This window comes from Caballeronia sp. LZ043 (assembly GCF_031451075.1).
Lineage (GTDB): Bacteria > Pseudomonadota > Gammaproteobacteria > Burkholderiales > Burkholderiaceae > Caballeronia.
In genome coordinates this window covers 1,631,073-1,646,457 of sequence record NZ_JARUXT010000003.1, presented here as the reverse complement: position 1 = coordinate 1,646,457, position 15,385 = coordinate 1,631,073, and the positions used below count along the sequence as shown (strand labels likewise).

The window sequence follows — 15,385 nt, the reverse complement described above, 5'->3', positions numbered from 1 at the left end:
CATGAACCCACCCCTCGTTTCCTCGAACGTCGCAGCGGCCCGCATTGCAATCATCGGTGCTGGCCTGGGCGGCCTGACGCTCGCTCGCGTCCTGCACATCAACGGATTTCGTTCGACGATCTACGAAGCCGAACCCTCTCCCGACGCGCGCTCACAGGGCGGCCTGCTCGACATCCACGAATACAACGGCCAGGCAGGCCTGAAAGCCGCGGGCCTCTACGATCGCTTTCTCGATCTCGTGCTTCCAGGCGAGGACGCCAAGCGTGTGGTCGACAGACACGCGACCATCCTGTTCGACCAGCCCGCCTCCGCCGCACCCACGCGGCCTGAAGTCGACCGAGGCGCGTTGCGTCGCATGCTGATCGATTCGCTACCGGCCGATACGATCCGCTGGGGCCACAAACTGACCCGTGTGAGCCGTCTGCAAGAGGGCAACCACGAGATCGCATTCAAGAACGGCGTAACCGAGCGCACAGCGTTATTGATCGGTGCCGATGGCGCATGGTCCCGGGTTCGGCCGCTCGTGTCCGCTGCAAAGCCGGCCTACACTGGCACGACCTTCATGGAGACCCGCCATCCGTCCGGCTCGACAGTATCGACTGCAATCGAAACGGGAACGCTGATGGCGGTAGAACCGGGGAAGGGCATCCTTGCGCACCGCTACGCGGATGGCACGGTGCGTGTGTACGTCGCGTTGCAGAAGCCGGAAGACTGGTTCGACACGATCGACTTCGCCAAGCGCTCGTCCTCGCTGGCCCGACTCGCGCATGAATTCGAAGGATGGGCTGCCGAGCTTCGAGCCTTGATACTGGATAGCGAGACGGACCTCGTGATCCGCCCGATCCACGCCCTGCCGCCCCATCATCACTGGGCACGCACTGAAACTGAAGGCGTGACCCTCGTGGGCGATGCGGCGCACCTGATGTCGCCGTTCGCCGGCGAAGGCGCCAACCTTGCGATCCAGGACGGCGCCGAACTGGGCCTGGCGCTGTGCGAACATCGCGACAACATCGAAAAAGCGCTCGAGGCCTACGAAAACGCGCTGTTCCCACGCAGCGCCGCATTCGCCGATCGAACCGCTCGCAACCACGAGCGATTCTTCGGCGAACACGCGCCGCAGAGCGTGGTGGAACTGTTCGCGGCACATTGAAGCACCGCCGCGAACGCCGTGCCCACGCCAAGCCCGTCGTACTCAGAAACGATGCCGCAAGCCCACCGTCGCCGAAACCTGGCTGTTCGTCGATGACGCCGACAGACCGTTGATCGCCGCCGTGATGCCCGAGTCGCCCGTATCGCTCACGTGCTGATACACGCCTTGCAGATAGACGTCGGTGCGCTTCGAGAGCGCGTACGCCGTTTGCAGGCTGATCTGATTCCACTTCGGATCGACGCCCTGCAGATGGCTGTCGGTGAAGGTATAGGCGCCGGACAGCGACCACGCGGGCGTCAGGTTATAGCGGCCGTTGACTTCGTAGTTGGTGAAGCGCGCGCTGCCGCCGTCGAGCCTGATGCCGCCCGTCACGCCCGATGCCGATGCACCGATGCCGGTCGCGCCGTCGAGCCGCGTCTGCGTGAAGACGAAGCCTGCCTGCGCCGGGCCGAACGCATAGCTGACGCCGGCGCCGAAGGTGCGTTGACGGCTTGCCGCGAAGGTTGCGTCGTCGCTGACCGCGCCGCTCGCGTTCAGCGTCGCGCCTGCGTTGTTCAACTGCATGTAGCTCGCTGCCACGTTCAACGGCCCGAACGCATACGACGCACCGACGCTATAAGCGCGATTCGTCGCGAAGCCGCCGGCCTCGTTCGAGAAACCATACAGGCCGCCGAACTTGAAGCCGCCGTAGTTCACGCTCTGATACTTGACGGAGTTGCTGACGCGGAACGAGTTGTCGAGGTTGTCGTTGTCGAACGGATGCGCGGCCTGCGTTCCGCCAAATTGCGTGCCGGTGAGCGCGAGCGGGCCGAGATAATCGACGACGGAATCGTACTGCCGGCCGAGCGTGAGCGCGCCCAGCTGGTTGCTCGACAAACCGACGAACGCCTGCCGGCCGAACTCGCGGCTGTTCTGCCCGAGATTGCCGTTCATGATGTTGAAGCCGTTTTCCAGGGTGAAGATCGCCTTCAGCCCGCCGCCGAGATCTTCCGCGCCGCGCAGGCCCCAGCGGCTGCCGTTGACGGCGCCGCTCGTCGCCTGAATGTTATGCGAGCCGCCCTGGTTGTTCGTATAGGTCAGCCCCGCGTCGATGAGGCCGTAGAGCGTCACGCTGCTCTGTGCATGCGCCGCGCCCGCGACGGTGCCGAGCACGGTCAGCGCGAATAAGGATTTCTTCACTGTGTTTCTCCAAGAGAGCTTGAGGATGTGCCTGTGTTGCGCAAGACATGCATGCCTCGCACGAACAGCCCGTCCGATCGACCGGTCGACGCGTCGGAGGCCGGATTAAATCACGGGCTCCGACGCCGTTCGTTCGTGCATTCGTTACGGAATGTTGGGCGTGCGCGGCTTCAGACGCGGCACTAAAGAGAAAACGCGTTTTGAAACAAAGTGTTCGCGCGGGGCCATGCGTCAATCGCAGTCAGCCGCATTCAAGCGCCGTCAAATGCGGTAACTTTCTGGAAGATCCAACGAGAGCGAAACGAATAGCGCTCGGCCTATTGCGGGAGAGATTCCTTGATCAGCCACGACTCGACGGCCCGCGTCGTCAGCGCGCGCGACAGCAGAAAGCCCTGCAGTTCATCGCAATGCTCGCCGAGCAGCGCTTGCCGTTGCTCGGCCGTCTCCACGCCTTCCGCCGTGATCGGCAGGCCGAGACTGCGGCATAGTTCGCTGATGGCGCGCACGATCGCCGCCGACTTCGGATTGCGTCCAAGACCGTTGACGAAGCCGCGATCGATCTTCACCCGCGTGAACGGAAAGCTTTGCAGGATGCTCAGCGATGAATAGCCCGTGCCGAAGTCGTCCATCGCGACGCCCACGCCAAGCGTACGGATCTCGTTGAGAATGCGGTGCGGCGTGCCCGAGGTTTCGAGCAGCGCGGTCTCGGTGATCTCGATCTCGAGCCTGTGCGCCTGCAAGCCCGCCGTGTTGAGCGAACGCAGCAGCACCCGCGTGAAGTCTTCATAGAGCAATTGCGCCGGCGAAACGTTGATGCTGAGCCGCACATGGGCGGGCCATTTCGCGGCATCGCGGCACGCGCGCTGCATGACCCACGCGCCGATTTCCGGCATCAGGCCGCGCTCTTCCGCAATCGGAATGAATTCGGCCGGCGAGATCAGCCCGCGCTTCGGATGATGCCAGCGCAGCAGCGCTTCGCAGGCGGTGGTGCGGCCGCTGCGGGCATCGACGATCGGCTGGTAATGCACTTCGAGTTCGTCCGCGCGCAGCGTGCGGCGCAGGTCGTCTTCGAGTTCGTTACGCAGGCGCAGCGGATCGTTCATGCCGCGCTCGTAGATGCGAAAGCAGTTGCGGCCCTCGCGCTTGGCCTTGTAGAGCGCGAGATCGGCTTGCTGCAGGACATTGTCGGCATCGACGCTTCCTACCGTGCAGCACACGATGCCGATGCTCACCCCCACCGTCACCTCATTGCCGACGATCTCGAACGGCGTCACCAGCGCGTCGATGCAACGCTGCGCGAGGGCGGCGGCATCGTCCGGTGTGCGGGCCCACGTCTGCAGGATGGTGAACTCGTCGCCGCTCAGGCGCGCCAGCTGATCGCTCGCGCGCAACAGCGAGCCCAGCCGCTGCGACACCGCCTTGAGCAGTTCGTCGCCCGCGTGGTGGCCCAGCGTGTCGTTGACCACCTTGAAGCGGTCGAGATCGAGATAGAGCAGGGCGAACGGATGCTCGGGCGTGACGGCATCGACAAGATGCTCCAGGCGTTCCTTGAAGCTCACGCGATTCGGCAGGTCCGTCAGGTGATCGTGATGCGCCAGATGCGAGATGCGCCGTTCGGCGGCGCGGCGCTCGGTGACATCCTCGATCGTCGATACCCAGCCGCCATGCGACAGCAGCCGCGTCACGACCCCGATGCTGCGGCCGAGGTGCTGGAATTCGATGGTGGTCTGCTCTGTTCCCGGCGCGGAGCCGCGCAGCAGATTGCGGCGCAGTTCGTCGACTGCATTGACCGCATCGTCGCGCGCGCCGGACTTGCGGTCGCAGATGCGGCGCAGCACGGTGCGCAACGAGATGCCGGCGGGCAGGCTGTCGGCGGGAATCGAGAGGATGCGCGCGAACTGGTCGTTGCATAGCACCAGACGGCCGCGCCGGTTGAACAGACACAAGCCTTGCAGCATGTTTTCCAGCGCGAGGTCGAGATTGCGCGTGGTCTCTTCCAGCGCCAGCGAGGTCTCGCGCTGCTCGGTGCAGTCGCGCGTGATCTTGGCAAAGCCGAACAGGTCGCCACGATCGTCGTAGATCGGCTGGATCAGCACGTGCGCCCAGAACTTCGTGCCGTCCTTGCGGAAGCGCCAGCCCAGTGCCTCGAACTTGCCATGGGCGCGCGCGGTGTCGAGTCCGTGTTGCGGCAGCCCTTGTTCCTGGTCGCGCGGATCGTAGAAACAGGAAAAATGCTTGCCGACGATCTCGCTCGCCTTGTAACCCTTCGCGCGCTGCGCCCCGGCGTTCCAGTTCGACACGATGCCGTTCGCATCGAGCATGTAGATCGCGTAGTCGGTGACGCCTTCTATCAGGAGCCGGAAGCTGCGCTCGTGATCGCGCGTCTGCTTCTGCAATGCGCGGGCTTCGGTGCGGTCGCGCGTGACCTTGGCGAAGCCGAACAGCTCGCCGTTGTCGTCGTAGATCGGGTCGATGACGACATGCGCCCAGAAGTGCGTGCCGTCCTTGCGCACGCGCCAGCTCTCGGTTTCGTACTTGCCCTGCGCGAGCGCCGTCGCGAGACTGCGGGCGGGCAGGCCCGCGGCCTGATCGTCGGGCGTGTAGAAGCAGCTGAAATGCCGGCCGACGATCTCATCCGCGCTATAGCCTTTCGTGCGTTGCGCGCCGGCATTCCAGTTCGACACGATGCCATTGATGTCGAGCATGTAGATGGCATAGTCGGTCACGCTTTGCACGAGGAAGCGGAAGCGCCGTTCCTGATCGAACGCGTATTCGCTGACGCGCCGTTGTTCGGTGCAGTCGCGCGTGATCTTCGCGAAGCCGAACAGGACGCCGTGTTCGTCGCGCAATGCGTCGATGACCACGTGCGCCCAGAAGCGGCTGCCGTCCTTGCGCACGCGCCAGCCTTCGGCTTCGTACTTGCCGGTGGTGCGCGCGGTTTCCAGATTGCGGCCGGGCAGGTCGTCCAGCCGTTCCTCGACGGAATAGAAACAGCCGTAATGGCGGCCGATGATCTCATCGGCGGCATAGCCCTTCGCCTTCTGCGCGCCCGCGTTCCAGGTCGTGATGATGCCGTCCACGTCGAGCATATAGATGGCATAGCCGGTGATGCTCTGCACGAGCCGTCGATACACGAGTTCGCTGGACGCGTCCGCGTTGCCGCAAGTCAGGAAGTCTTCGTCGTTCATACGTTGATCAGGCTACGCGGAAGGTGGACACGGCATCCGTCAGGCGGCGTCCCTGGTCATCGAGCGACTGCGCCGCCGCCGCGGCCTCTTCCACCAGCGCCGCGTTTTGCTGCGTGACTTGATCCATCTGCAAGATGGCGTGACTCAATTGCTCGATGCCCCGGCTCTGTTCGCTGGACGCGGCGGCGATTTCGCCCATGATGTCGCGCACCTTGGACACGGCCTGCGTGACGTCCGTCATGGTCACGCCGGCCTTGCCCGCCAGCGAGGAGCCTTCGGCAATGCGCTCCACCGAGGTATCGATCAGCGCCTTGATTTCCTTCGCGGCACTGGACGAGCGCTGCGCGAGGCTGCGCACTTCCGCGGCGACGACGGCGAATCCGCGTCCTTCCTCGCCCGCGCGTGCAGCTTCGACGGCGGCATTGAGCGCCAGGATGTTCGTCTGGAAGGCAATGCTGTCGATGATGCCCGTGATGTTCGCAATCTGGCTCGAACGCGCGCTGATCTCGGACATGGTTTCGATCATGCGGGTGACGGCCACGCTGCCGTCGCTGGCGACGGCGCTCGCACTGGCCGAGAGCGCGTTGGCCTGCTGCGCGTGCTCGGCGTTCTGGCGCACGGTCGTGGTGAGTTCCTCGACGCTGGATGCGGTTTCTTCGAGCGATGCCGCCTGCTGTTCGGTGCGGGTCGAAAGATCGACATTGCCCGATGCAATCTGGCTCGAACCCGTGGCGATGTGATCGGCGGATGCCCGCACATTGCCGATGAGTTGCACGAGATTTTTCTGCATGGTGCTCATCGAGGCAAGCACGCTGTCGCGTGGGGCGGCATCGGCGTGGGCGACCGGCGCGAGATCGCCGCTCGCGACGCGTTGCGCGACGGCGCTCAGCGCATCCGGTTCCGCGCCCAGCGCGCGCATCACGCCGCGCGTGATGACGAAGCCCGCCAGCACGGCGCCCAGCGCCGCCAGCGCGCAGACGCCGCTCAACAGGAGGCGCGCGGTGGCGTAATGGCGTTCGGATTCGGTGACGAGCTGTTCCTCGCGTCGCTGCGTCAGTTCCGAATAATCTTGCGTCGCCTTGACGAGCGCGGCGAGCAGCGGACGGCAGTCGTCGTTGATGCGCGCGATGGCTTCCTCCCGTTGCCCCTTCAGCGCGAGATCGACGATATGCAATGCCACTGGCCCGTAGAGCGCCTCGACGCGGTCGATCTCCGCCACGCGGGTCCGCACTTCCGGCGTGACATCCTGCGCGCCGGCCACCCTGTCCTTGAAGATACGCAAGTCTCGCTGCACGTCTTCGTGCGCTTGCATGACCGCGGCTTTCTCGAGTTCGATATCCTCGGGCCGGGTGGCCAGCACGAGATTGCGCGCCGCGATGGCCCGCCGGTCGACATCGGTCCGGATGTGTTCGGCCAGCGTCGCGCGCGCATTGATGCCGTGCACGTAGGACATGAAGCGCGTGTTGCTTTCCCGCAGCGCCTCGATCGAGAGCGCCGCTACGATCAGCACGGCCGCAGTGAGCATGCCGAATCCGAGCGCGAGTTTGGTCTTGACTCGCAGGTTGCCTGACATGGTTGTTCTTCCTTGTTTGAGTTGTCCGAAGGCGTTTTTTTAGTGGTCGCTTAAGCTTTCTAGGCGGCCTTACGGCGTGTTGGGACAGGACTGAACGGTGGACAACTAGTCGACGGTCATGGCAAACGTTGGCGAACTGGTGCGTAGCAAATATTTTTTATCGCGCTCCCTGATTTACCGACCGCGAACGTGTCACCGAGCAATTTTTTCGCGCGGTAGAAAGCCCTGCGAGCCGCGTCCGCAAAGGCTCTCCGGTTGATGCGCACAAGCGGATACGGATCGGACGGAGACGGTTATCGGTTAGACTGCCGGGTACGCGAGTAAGCCGGTGACATTCGGTTGCTCCACATCTTCGCTTTCATGGACCCAGGCAATGGACAACACGCTTGCGCGCTTACGCAGCGGCGTCACCGGACTCGACGAAATCTGTGGCGGCGGCCTCGTGGCAGGCTCGTCCTACATCATTCAGGGTCGCCCTGGCGCGGGCAAAACGATTCTTGCGAATCAGATCGCGTTCGCGCAGGCTCGCCAGGGCCGCAAGGTGCTGTACGTGACGCTGCTGGCCGAGTCGCACGACAGACTGTTCCAGTCGCTCTCGACGCTCGACTTCTACGACGCGCAACGCGTCGGAAACGGCATCACGTACATCAGTCTGTTCCGCACGCTGCGCGAAGAGGGACTCTCGGCGCTGGTCGCCACGCTGCGCACCGAGCTTGCCCGGCAGAAAGCCAGCATTCTCGTGCTCGACGGCCTGCTCAACGCGCGTGAAAGCGGCGAAAGCAATCTCGACGTCAAGACCTTCGTCGCCGAACTCCAGGGACACGCGGCCTTCACCGGCTGTACCGTGCTGTTCCTGACGAGCGCGCGCATCGACGAATCCAGCCCCGAACACACGATGGTCGACGGCGTGCTGCAGATCGAGGAGATCCTCGCTGCGTCGCGCACGGTGCGTCAGATCCGCGTCGCCAAGTCGCGCGGCAGCCGCGCGATGGGCGGGCTGCATCTGTTCGAGATCGGCAATCGCGGCATCGTCGTCTATCCGCGGCTCGAAGTCGCGCTGGGGCTTCCAACCCGGAGCGACCCTGCGCCGCCCTACAGGATCCCCACCGGCATCGACGGACTGGACGCCCGTCTCGGCGGCGGCATTCCGGCAAGTTCGGTCTCCGTTCTCGTGGGCCCGGCCGGCAGCGGCAAGACAACCTTCGGACTGAATTTCCTGCAACTCGGCACGCCCGAGGAACCGGCGGTGCATTTCGGCTTCTACGAAACGCCAAAACGCCTGGAGACCAAAGCGCACGCACTCGGCCTGGACTGGGAGCAACGCTGTTCATCGGGCGCGCTCAAGGTCATCTGGCGGCCGATGACCGAGAACCTGCTCGATAAACTCGCCTACGACCTGCTCGACGTCGTGCGGGCGAGCGGCGCCAAACGTGTTTTCATCGACGGGCTGGCCGGCTTCGAGCGCGCCACCGTGGACCCGCATCGCATGGTCGAGTTCTTCGCGGCGCTCACCAACGAACTGCGCGGTCTGGGCGTCACCACGGTCTGTACCTGGGAAGTGAAGGAACTGTCGGGCCCGTGGATCGAGAATCCGTCGCCGGAAATCCTGAGCCAGCTGGACAACGTGATCGGCATGCAGCATGAACTGGTCGACGGCGTCATGAAGCGGGCCATCGCCGTGCTCAAGGTGCGCGACAGTCTCTTCGACACCACCGTGGCCGAAGTCGGCATCTCCACTTCGGGCAAGGGCGTACACGTGATCGGAACGCTGCCGCTGAGCGACGTCGTCGTCGCAGCGGGGGGGAACATCAAAGCGCGCGGCCGATAGCCGTCGCCGGTCTGCATGTCTACTCTGGTCGTCGTCGATGACGAATCCCTGATTACCGATTCCCTCACGTTTCTCCTGCAAGACGAGGGATATACGGTTCACGCCGCGCCCAACGGAAAAGAGGCGCTGAGCCTGATCGCGCGTGTCCGTCCGGCGCTCGTCGTGACCGATTTCATGATGCCCGTCATGTCGGGCCTGGAGCTTGCGAGGGCCCTTCAGAAAGACGGCCCGGCGATGCCCATCATCCTGTGCAGCGCGGTGCCGCACGCGATCCCGCCGGACGAGGTTCACCGGTTCGCCGCCTTGTTGCGCAAGCCGTGCGCGCCGGCTGACCTGATTGGAGCGGTCGCGCGTTACGTCCAGGTCCAGCGCGGAGCAACGGAATGACGCCGAGCCGAACCATGGAAAAACGGTCCGGACGCCGAAGGCCAGGGTGGCACCCATCGTCGCTATGAGCGCCAAATGACGCGTATCCTTCTCGTTGATGATGAACCGGACTTGCTCGAAGCGTGGAGTTTCGCGCTGGAGCATGTCGGTTACGAGGTCGAACGCGCGAACGGCGCGCAGGAAGCATTGCTCGCGATGCAGCGCCGGCCGCCCAACCTGGTCATCACCGACCTGATGATGCCTGGCATGAACGGCGAGGAACTGAGCCGCGCGCTGCGTCAAAACCCTGAATGGACGCATATTCCGATCGTGCTGCACACGTCGGCTCATGTCGATGCGTCTGCCGGCACGGCGCTATGGAACGCGGTTTTGCGCAAGCCCGCGCGCATGGACGACTTCCTGGCGACCGTCGCCAGACTTTCCGAAGGTGGCTGACGATGCACCGCTTCGAACGCAGCGCTCGCGACAGGCGAAGCCCCTGATGGATCAGGCTACGCGAAAGGACGGTTCGGACGTCTGGGCGGCGGCGGGTGATCTGCGCATCTTCGAACGGCTGCTCGACCCTTACCTGATCCTCGATTCCGACGGCGCGGTCGTCAGCGCGAACGCTGCATGGCGGACGCTGTTCGCGTTCCCTGAAGGCGCGGCGCCGGACGGCCTGCTGGCCGAGCAGCGCCGCAATTGCGAGCATCTGATCGTCAATATCGCGGCCAGTCTGCGGGCCGGGCAACGCCGGTCCTCGCCGGTGTTCCGTCTCGATGGCGGCCGATCCACCGATGAAACCACCGGGAGCACCGCGCCGGCTGCGCGTCATTGGCAGATCTTCGCGCAGCGGGTGCCGGCCACGCAGGACCTTCCGTCCCATGTCGTCCTGCGCTTCGAGGACGTGACCGCCCGCACGCTGGCCGGCGAGGGCGAACGGCGCGAGAAGGCGCAGATGCGGTCGAATGCGCGTCTGCGCAAAATCCTCGTGCAGGAGACGCAGAAGCAGCTCGCGGATCACCTCGGCCATTTCGAGGAAGCGCTGGCGTTCGCGGGCGTTGGCGCCTGGGAACTCGATCTGATGGCGGGCACGGTGAAGTGCAGTGAACGATGCCGCCGCGACCTGGGTCAGGTTCACGCCGACGAACTCATGCATGCGTCTTTCCTCGGCGACACCACCGAGCAGTTCGCGGCCCACTGGCGCCTGCTTCAGTCCGGACAGCCTTTCGAGTTCGAGCGTCTTGTGGAAAGGCAGACGGGCCGTCGCTGGGTGCTGGTCCGCGGCATGGCGCGTTTCGATGATGACGTGACCGTGCGCTCGGTGGTGGGCTTCACGCTCGACATCACGGGGCGCAAGGAGCGGGAGATCGAGGCGCATGCCGTCGCGGGCGAAGAGCGCTCGGGGCGCGAGCGGAGCGAGGCGCTGGCGGCCACCATGGACCGCTTCATCGCGGCGGTGAGCCACGAATTGCGCTCGCCGCTGAATGCCATCGTGTCGTGGGCCGAGTTGCTGCAACTCGTCGCGGATCCGAATCACGTCGCCAAGGCCGGCGATGCCATTCGCCGCAACGGTCGGCAGTTGTCGAGAATGGTCGATGACCTGCTCGACAGCGGCGCCGTCGTGACCGGCAAGCTCTCGGCAAACCTGAAACCCATCGATATCGGTCCGCTGGTCGCCATCGTGGTCGAGGACATGCGCAAGCTCGCCGAGCACAAGGGCCTGCAACTCGATATCGCGGAACTGGGTTCCTGCGTCGTGCTGGCCGATGAAAACCGCCTCGGACAGGTCGTGTCGAACCTGCTGACCAACGCGATCAAGTTCACCGATGCCGGCAGCGTCACCGTGTCGATGAAGGTGCTGGACGATCACGTCAGCATCCAGGTGCGCGATACCGGGCGCGGCATCGAGCCGGAAGCCCTGCCGCGCATCTTCGACCGCTTCGAACAGATTGCGCCGCGCACCAGCGGGCGCGTCGGCGGGCTGGGACTGGGTCTATGGCTTGCCAGACAGATCGTCGATCTGCACGGCGGCATGCTGGATGGCGCGAGCGACGGCGCCGGCCTCGGCTCGACCTTCACCGTCCGCCTGCCGCTGATGCAGCCCGGCGGCGAATGAAACTCAGGGCGTAGGCGTTTCAGTACGGTCCCGCAGCGGCCATCAGCGACAGCAATGCCTGTCTGTTCAACTGCATCAGGTGCAGTTGTGAAAGCGCGTCATTCATCCCCATCTTTCCTGACGTCCCCCCATGCGCGACCTGAACTTCAGTTCCTGGCAAACCCTTCTTTCGACGCTCTTCACGCTGGCCGTCGTCACGCTGATCGGCGTCGGTGTCCGCTTGCTGCTGATGCAGACGGTCCAGCAGCGGCGCGAGCGCGCCAACCGGCAGATCAACGAACGGCTGCGTACGCTGATCGCCGCGTACAAGACGCTGGGAGGATCGTTCACCGGCAATCTTGCCGTCGATCCGACCCATCTCAAGGATCTCAGGCGCGCTTCGATGGCCGTGCCGCCCGCCGTCGATGACGCCCTTGCCGCGCTGGATGATTCCGGTGCGGCACGCGATGCTCACGATCCGGGCAAAACGGAAAGGTCGCGGCGCATACGCGACTCGGTGGAGGCCGCGCTGGCCGACATCATCTTGCTCGGCACGGAAGAACAGGTGCGTCTGGCCGCTCATGCCGCGACCGAGATGGTGCAGGGGCGGCCGATTCATACGGCTGAACTCGTGATCTCGCTGCGCGATTTCATCCGCGACGCGCTCGATCTGGATGCGGTGCCTATGACGGTCCGCATTCCAGCACAGGGTCCGGCGCGGCCGTCCGGAGCCAAGGGCAAGCAGGGCGAGGGTCAGGGAGGCAAGGGCGGCGGCGGAGGAGGAGGCGGCGGCGGCGGTGGCGGTGGTGCAGGGCTTGGGGGCGGAGGAGGCGGCATTCCCGGCAGCCATCATACGGACGACACGGATCCGCATCATCCGCAAAACAATTGAAAGGCGGGTCGAAGGCTTGCCAAGTGGGCGCATGTTGAAGCGGGCCACTATCATCTGAGCTGGAGGAAAGGATGGACATCCACTCGATGGGAGGCATCGCGATGAACCGGCAACTGATGACGGCGTTTGCCGCAACGATGCTTCTGGCAGCCTGCGGCTCGGTCGCCCCGGTGACGACGACGGCGCAGAAGGTGCCGCTGACGGGCACGCCAAACAGCGTAGCCGTGCGCGATTCGGACGGCGCCGTGTTCGTCACCGATGACGACAGTAACGGCATCCAGATGACGCAGCATATCGGCGAAGCGGAAGCGCCCGCGTTTTCGCCCTACGCGCGCCTGCCGGCGGCGGACGGTCAGCGCGTGAGCCTGAGCCAGATCGCGTTTGCGCCGAACGGGCATCTGCTGGTTGAGCGCTTCGGCTTTGGTTCGTCAAGCGCCGTATTCGATGTCGCACCGAGCGGTCAGGTCAACCTCGCGTCCGACACGAATGCCGCGCGACGTCGCCTGGGTCTGCTGGTGCTCGATGGCGGCACGTTCCTGTCGAGCTGGTTCTCGAAGGAAGGCGACGCGCCCGCGACGGGCGGCGTCAGCATCATCACGCGCGGCGCGGCGCCACGGCAGGTGATCGAGCAGGATATCGTCACGGGCCTGAAGAAGCCGGTCGGACTCGCGCTGGCCGGCGACACGCTCTATATCAGCGATCAGGCCGCGAACCGCATCTACCGGGTGGATTTGCCGGCGGCGCGCACCGCCGACGCGCCGCTTGCGGCCAGCGATGTCTTCGCGACCGTCGAAGCGCCCGACCTGCTGGCCGCGGCGCCCGACGGCACGCTCTACACGAAATGCGGCGCGCACGCCGTCTGCAGCTTCTCGAAGCGCGGCCGCCCCACCGTCATCGCCGACGATCTGGACGCGCCGCGCGGCGTCGCCGTGGACGTGGCGCGCAAGCGGCTGGTCGCGGTGGATCGCTCGACTTCGCCCAGCCGGCCGAGCGCCCTCCGCGTGCTGCCGCTCAGGTAACCACCGCGCTCAGCGCGGCGACGACCAGCCCTTGTAGTTACCGACGTTCTCACGCGTGATGAGCGTGGAGGGCATCAGGATCATCGTGCTGCTGGGCTTCTTGCCGTTCATCAGGTCGTAGCCGACGCTCACCGCCTGCTGCGCCATCGACCACGGGTCCTGGCTCGCGGACGCCTGGATCATGGTGTCGGATTTGAGCGCGGATTCGATGTCGGGCGCGCCGTCCACCGACGTAATCACAATGTTGTTGCGATGCAATTGCTTGGCCGCCAGATCCGTGCCGATGGCTTGCGGATCGTTGATCGCGAACACGCCGTCGAGTTTCGGGAAGCGCGTCAGATAACCCTGCATCGCGTTCATGCCGCCTTCGCGCGAGCCCTTCGCGTCCTGATCGTCGGACAGGACCTTGATGCCCGGGTTCTTCGCAAACACGCTCTTGCAGCCGTTCACCCGGTCGATCACCGCCGATACCTGCGGCCCGTTCTCGATCACCACGTTGCCCTTGCCGTTCAGCTTCTTCGCGAGGAAGTCGCACGCGAGTTCTCCGGCCTGCACGTTGTTGGTCTGCACGGTGGCATCGGCGCCGGCCGCCGCGACGTCCACCGCGACCACGACGATACCCGCCGCCTTGGCCTTCTTCACGGCTGGCTCGATCGCCTTCGGATCCACGGCATTGATGAGGATCATGTCCACATGCGCCGAGATGAAATTGTCGATCTGCGTGAACTGCTTGTTCATGTCGTAATCCGCCGACACGGCTGTTATCTTCGCGGCCGGATTGATGGCCTTGGCTTTCGCTTCCGCGCCTTTCGAAATCGTCACGAAGTACGGGTTGCCGAGCGAACCGACCGTGACGCCGATCGATTTCAGTTGCTTGTCGGCGGCATGGGCCGAGATCGACAGGCCGATTCCCAGGGCGAGTGCGACGCCGGCGAACAGCGGGGTGTGCTTGCGCATGGTGTTGTCTCCAGGTTGGTCCGTTCGTGTTTGAGTCGGGCGCAAGCGGACCCTGCGAGCGCCCGGATGGAGGATAAGAGAGTTGATCAGGTGCGGGCCGAGCCGCGCTGGCGGTAACGGTCGAGCGCGACGGCGCCGATGATCACCAGGCCCTTGATGATGTACTGCCAAATGTCCGACACGCCGAGCAGCACGAGACCGTTGGACAGCACCGCGATGATGAGCGCGCCCACCAGCGTGCCGACAATCGACCCGACGCCGCCCACGAAGCTCGTGCCGCCGAGAATCACGGCGGCGATCGCATCGAGTTCATAGGACTGGCCGAGTTGCAGGCCGTTCGCCGCGTACAAACGCGCCGCCGACATCACCGCGCCGAGACCCGCGAGCAAGCCGGAGATCGCGTAGACGAACAGCTCGATGCCCCACACCTTGATGCCCGAGAGCCGCGCCGCTTCCGGATTGCCGCCGACCGAATAGATGCGCAGGCCGAGCACGGTGCGCCGCAGGATGAACCACGAGATGATGACCACGGCAATCGCGATGATGACGAGCCAGGGCACGCCGAACAGCGAGTCGTTGCCGATGAACGCGAACGACAGTTGCGGATTGAAGATGGTCGTATCGTGTCCGATGAGCCGCGCGATGCCGCGCACGGCGGTCAGCGAGCCGAGCGTCACGATGAACGGCGGCAGCTTGAGCAGCGCGATCAGCAGCCCGTTGACGACGCCGAAGCCCAGTCCGACCGCAAGCGCCGCCGGAATGCCGAGCCAGCCCAGGCCCGGCAGGTTCGAGGCAAGCAACGCGGTGACGGCGGCCGCCGAAAGCACCGAGCCCACGGACAAGTCGATGCCGCCCGTCAGGATCACGAAGGTCATGCCGGCTGCGAGCACGATGTTGATCGACGCCTGCTGCGTGACGATCGACAGGTTCTGGAGGCTGAAGAAGCCGTCCGTCACAATGCCGAAGCCGATGCACAGCAGGATCAGCACCGGCAGCATGCCCGCCGTGCGCATCAGCACCTGCATGCGTTCCTTGTGCTCGATGCGCGTCTGCCGTTCTGCCGGGTTGTCCGCCTTGGAAGCCGGCGCGGTGTCGTGGGGTTTCGTCGTGTTAGCCATGTCTCTCTCCAGTCCAG

The 15,385-nt window shown here is 64.8% G+C and carries 12 protein-coding genes; 7 read left to right on the top strand and 5 right to left on the bottom strand.

All coding sequences use genetic code 11. The features are described 5' to 3' along the window. Position 1 precedes the first annotated feature (1 nt). Positions 2-1,150, top strand: coding sequence for an NAD(P)/FAD-dependent oxidoreductase (locus QCE64_RS27560; RefSeq protein WP_310007291.1), 1,149 nt, complete (start codon positions 2-4; stop codon positions 1,148-1,150). Positions 1,151-1,192: 42 nt separating this feature from the next. On the opposite strand, the gene QCE64_RS27555 is transcribed toward QCE64_RS27560, so the two are convergent. The 3 genes from QCE64_RS27555 to QCE64_RS27545 form a co-directional block, all read right to left on the bottom strand. Beyond that, positions 1,193-2,329 (bottom strand): porin, encoded by a 1,137-nt coding sequence (locus QCE64_RS27555; RefSeq protein ID WP_310007289.1) that lies wholly within the window; start codon positions 2,327-2,329, stop codon positions 1,193-1,195. A gap of 317 nt (positions 2,330-2,646) precedes the next feature. Further along, positions 2,647-5,517, bottom strand: a complete 2,871-nt coding sequence (locus QCE64_RS27550) for an EAL domain-containing protein (RefSeq protein ID WP_309934133.1) — start codon at positions 5,515-5,517, stop codon at positions 2,647-2,649. A gap of 7 nt (positions 5,518-5,524) precedes the next feature. Then, a complete protein-coding gene (locus tag QCE64_RS27545) occupies positions 5,525-7,090 on the bottom strand; it encodes a methyl-accepting chemotaxis protein (protein WP_310007287.1) in 1,566 nt (521 codons plus the stop codon). Positions 7,091-7,463: 373 nt separating this feature from the next. Between QCE64_RS27545 and QCE64_RS27540 the strand changes: the two genes are divergently transcribed. The 6 genes from QCE64_RS27540 (at position 7,464) to QCE64_RS27515 (ending at position 13,293) form a co-directional block, all read left to right on the top strand. Next, positions 7,464-8,918, top strand: a complete 1,455-nt coding sequence (locus QCE64_RS27540) for an ATPase domain-containing protein (protein WP_309925200.1) — start codon at positions 7,464-7,466, stop codon at positions 8,916-8,918. 15 nt (positions 8,919-8,933) lie between these two features. Continuing rightward, on the top strand, positions 8,934-9,305 hold the full coding sequence (locus tag QCE64_RS27535; protein ID WP_309934131.1) for a response regulator: 372 nt from the start codon (positions 8,934-8,936) through the stop codon (positions 9,303-9,305). Positions 9,306-9,380: 75 nt separating this feature from the next. Then, positions 9,381-9,740 carry a response regulator gene (locus QCE64_RS27530; protein WP_309934129.1) on the top strand — a complete coding sequence of 120 codons (360 nt, stop codon included), beginning with the start codon at positions 9,381-9,383 and terminating at the stop codon, positions 9,738-9,740. A 46-nt stretch (positions 9,741-9,786) separates the two neighbouring features. Further along, positions 9,787-11,403 (top strand): HAMP domain-containing sensor histidine kinase, encoded by a 1,617-nt coding sequence (locus QCE64_RS27525; RefSeq protein ID WP_310007285.1) that lies wholly within the window; start codon positions 9,787-9,789, stop codon positions 11,401-11,403. 130 nt (positions 11,404-11,533) lie between these two features. Continuing rightward, complete coding sequence (locus tag QCE64_RS27520) at positions 11,534-12,274, top strand: hypothetical protein (RefSeq protein WP_309934125.1); 741 nt, start codon at positions 11,534-11,536, stop codon at positions 12,272-12,274. Positions 12,275-12,345: 71 nt separating this feature from the next. Further along, positions 12,346-13,293, top strand: coding sequence for a hypothetical protein (locus QCE64_RS27515; RefSeq protein ID WP_309925190.1), 948 nt, complete (start codon positions 12,346-12,348; stop codon positions 13,291-13,293). Positions 13,294-13,302: 9 nt separating this feature from the next. Here the strand turns inward: QCE64_RS27515 and QCE64_RS27510 are convergent, their stop codons facing one another. Continuing rightward, on the bottom strand, positions 13,303-14,250 hold the full coding sequence (locus QCE64_RS27510; RefSeq protein ID WP_309925188.1) for an ABC transporter substrate-binding protein: 948 nt from the start codon (positions 14,248-14,250) through the stop codon (positions 13,303-13,305). A gap of 86 nt (positions 14,251-14,336) precedes the next feature. Beyond that, positions 14,337-15,368, bottom strand: a complete 1,032-nt coding sequence (locus QCE64_RS27505; RefSeq protein ID WP_309934124.1) for an ABC transporter permease subunit — start codon at positions 15,366-15,368, stop codon at positions 14,337-14,339. Between the last annotated feature and the right edge of the window lie 17 nt (positions 15,369-15,385).

Excerpts from the sequence above, each read along its gene's own strand:
- QCE64_RS27560 (WP_310007291.1), top strand. The coding sequence starts at position 2 with ATGAACCCACCCCTCGTTTCCTCGAACGTCGCAGCGGCCCGCATTGCA.
- QCE64_RS27550 (WP_309934133.1), bottom strand. The coding sequence starts at position 5,517 with ATGAACGACGAAGACTTCCTGACTTGCGGCAACGCGGACGCGTCCAGC.
- QCE64_RS27545 (WP_310007287.1), bottom strand. The coding sequence starts at position 7,090 with ATGTCAGGCAACCTGCGAGTCAAGACCAAACTCGCGCTCGGATTCGGC.
- QCE64_RS27540 (WP_309925200.1), top strand. The coding sequence starts at position 7,464 with ATGGACAACACGCTTGCGCGCTTACGCAGCGGCGTCACCGGACTCGAC.
- QCE64_RS27535 (WP_309934131.1), top strand. The coding sequence starts at position 8,934 with ATGTCTACTCTGGTCGTCGTCGATGACGAATCCCTGATTACCGATTCC.
- QCE64_RS27530 (WP_309934129.1), top strand. The coding sequence starts at position 9,381 with ATGACGCGTATCCTTCTCGTTGATGATGAACCGGACTTGCTCGAAGCG.
- QCE64_RS27525 (WP_310007285.1), top strand. The coding sequence starts at position 9,787 with ATGGATCAGGCTACGCGAAAGGACGGTTCGGACGTCTGGGCGGCGGCG.
- QCE64_RS27520 (WP_309934125.1), top strand. The coding sequence starts at position 11,534 with ATGCGCGACCTGAACTTCAGTTCCTGGCAAACCCTTCTTTCGACGCTC.
- QCE64_RS27515 (WP_309925190.1), top strand. The coding sequence starts at position 12,346 with ATGGACATCCACTCGATGGGAGGCATCGCGATGAACCGGCAACTGATG.
- QCE64_RS27510 (WP_309925188.1), bottom strand. The coding sequence starts at position 14,250 with ATGCGCAAGCACACCCCGCTGTTCGCCGGCGTCGCACTCGCCCTGGGA.
- QCE64_RS27505 (WP_309934124.1), bottom strand. The coding sequence starts at position 15,368 with ATGGCTAACACGACGAAACCCCACGACACCGCGCCGGCTTCCAAGGCG.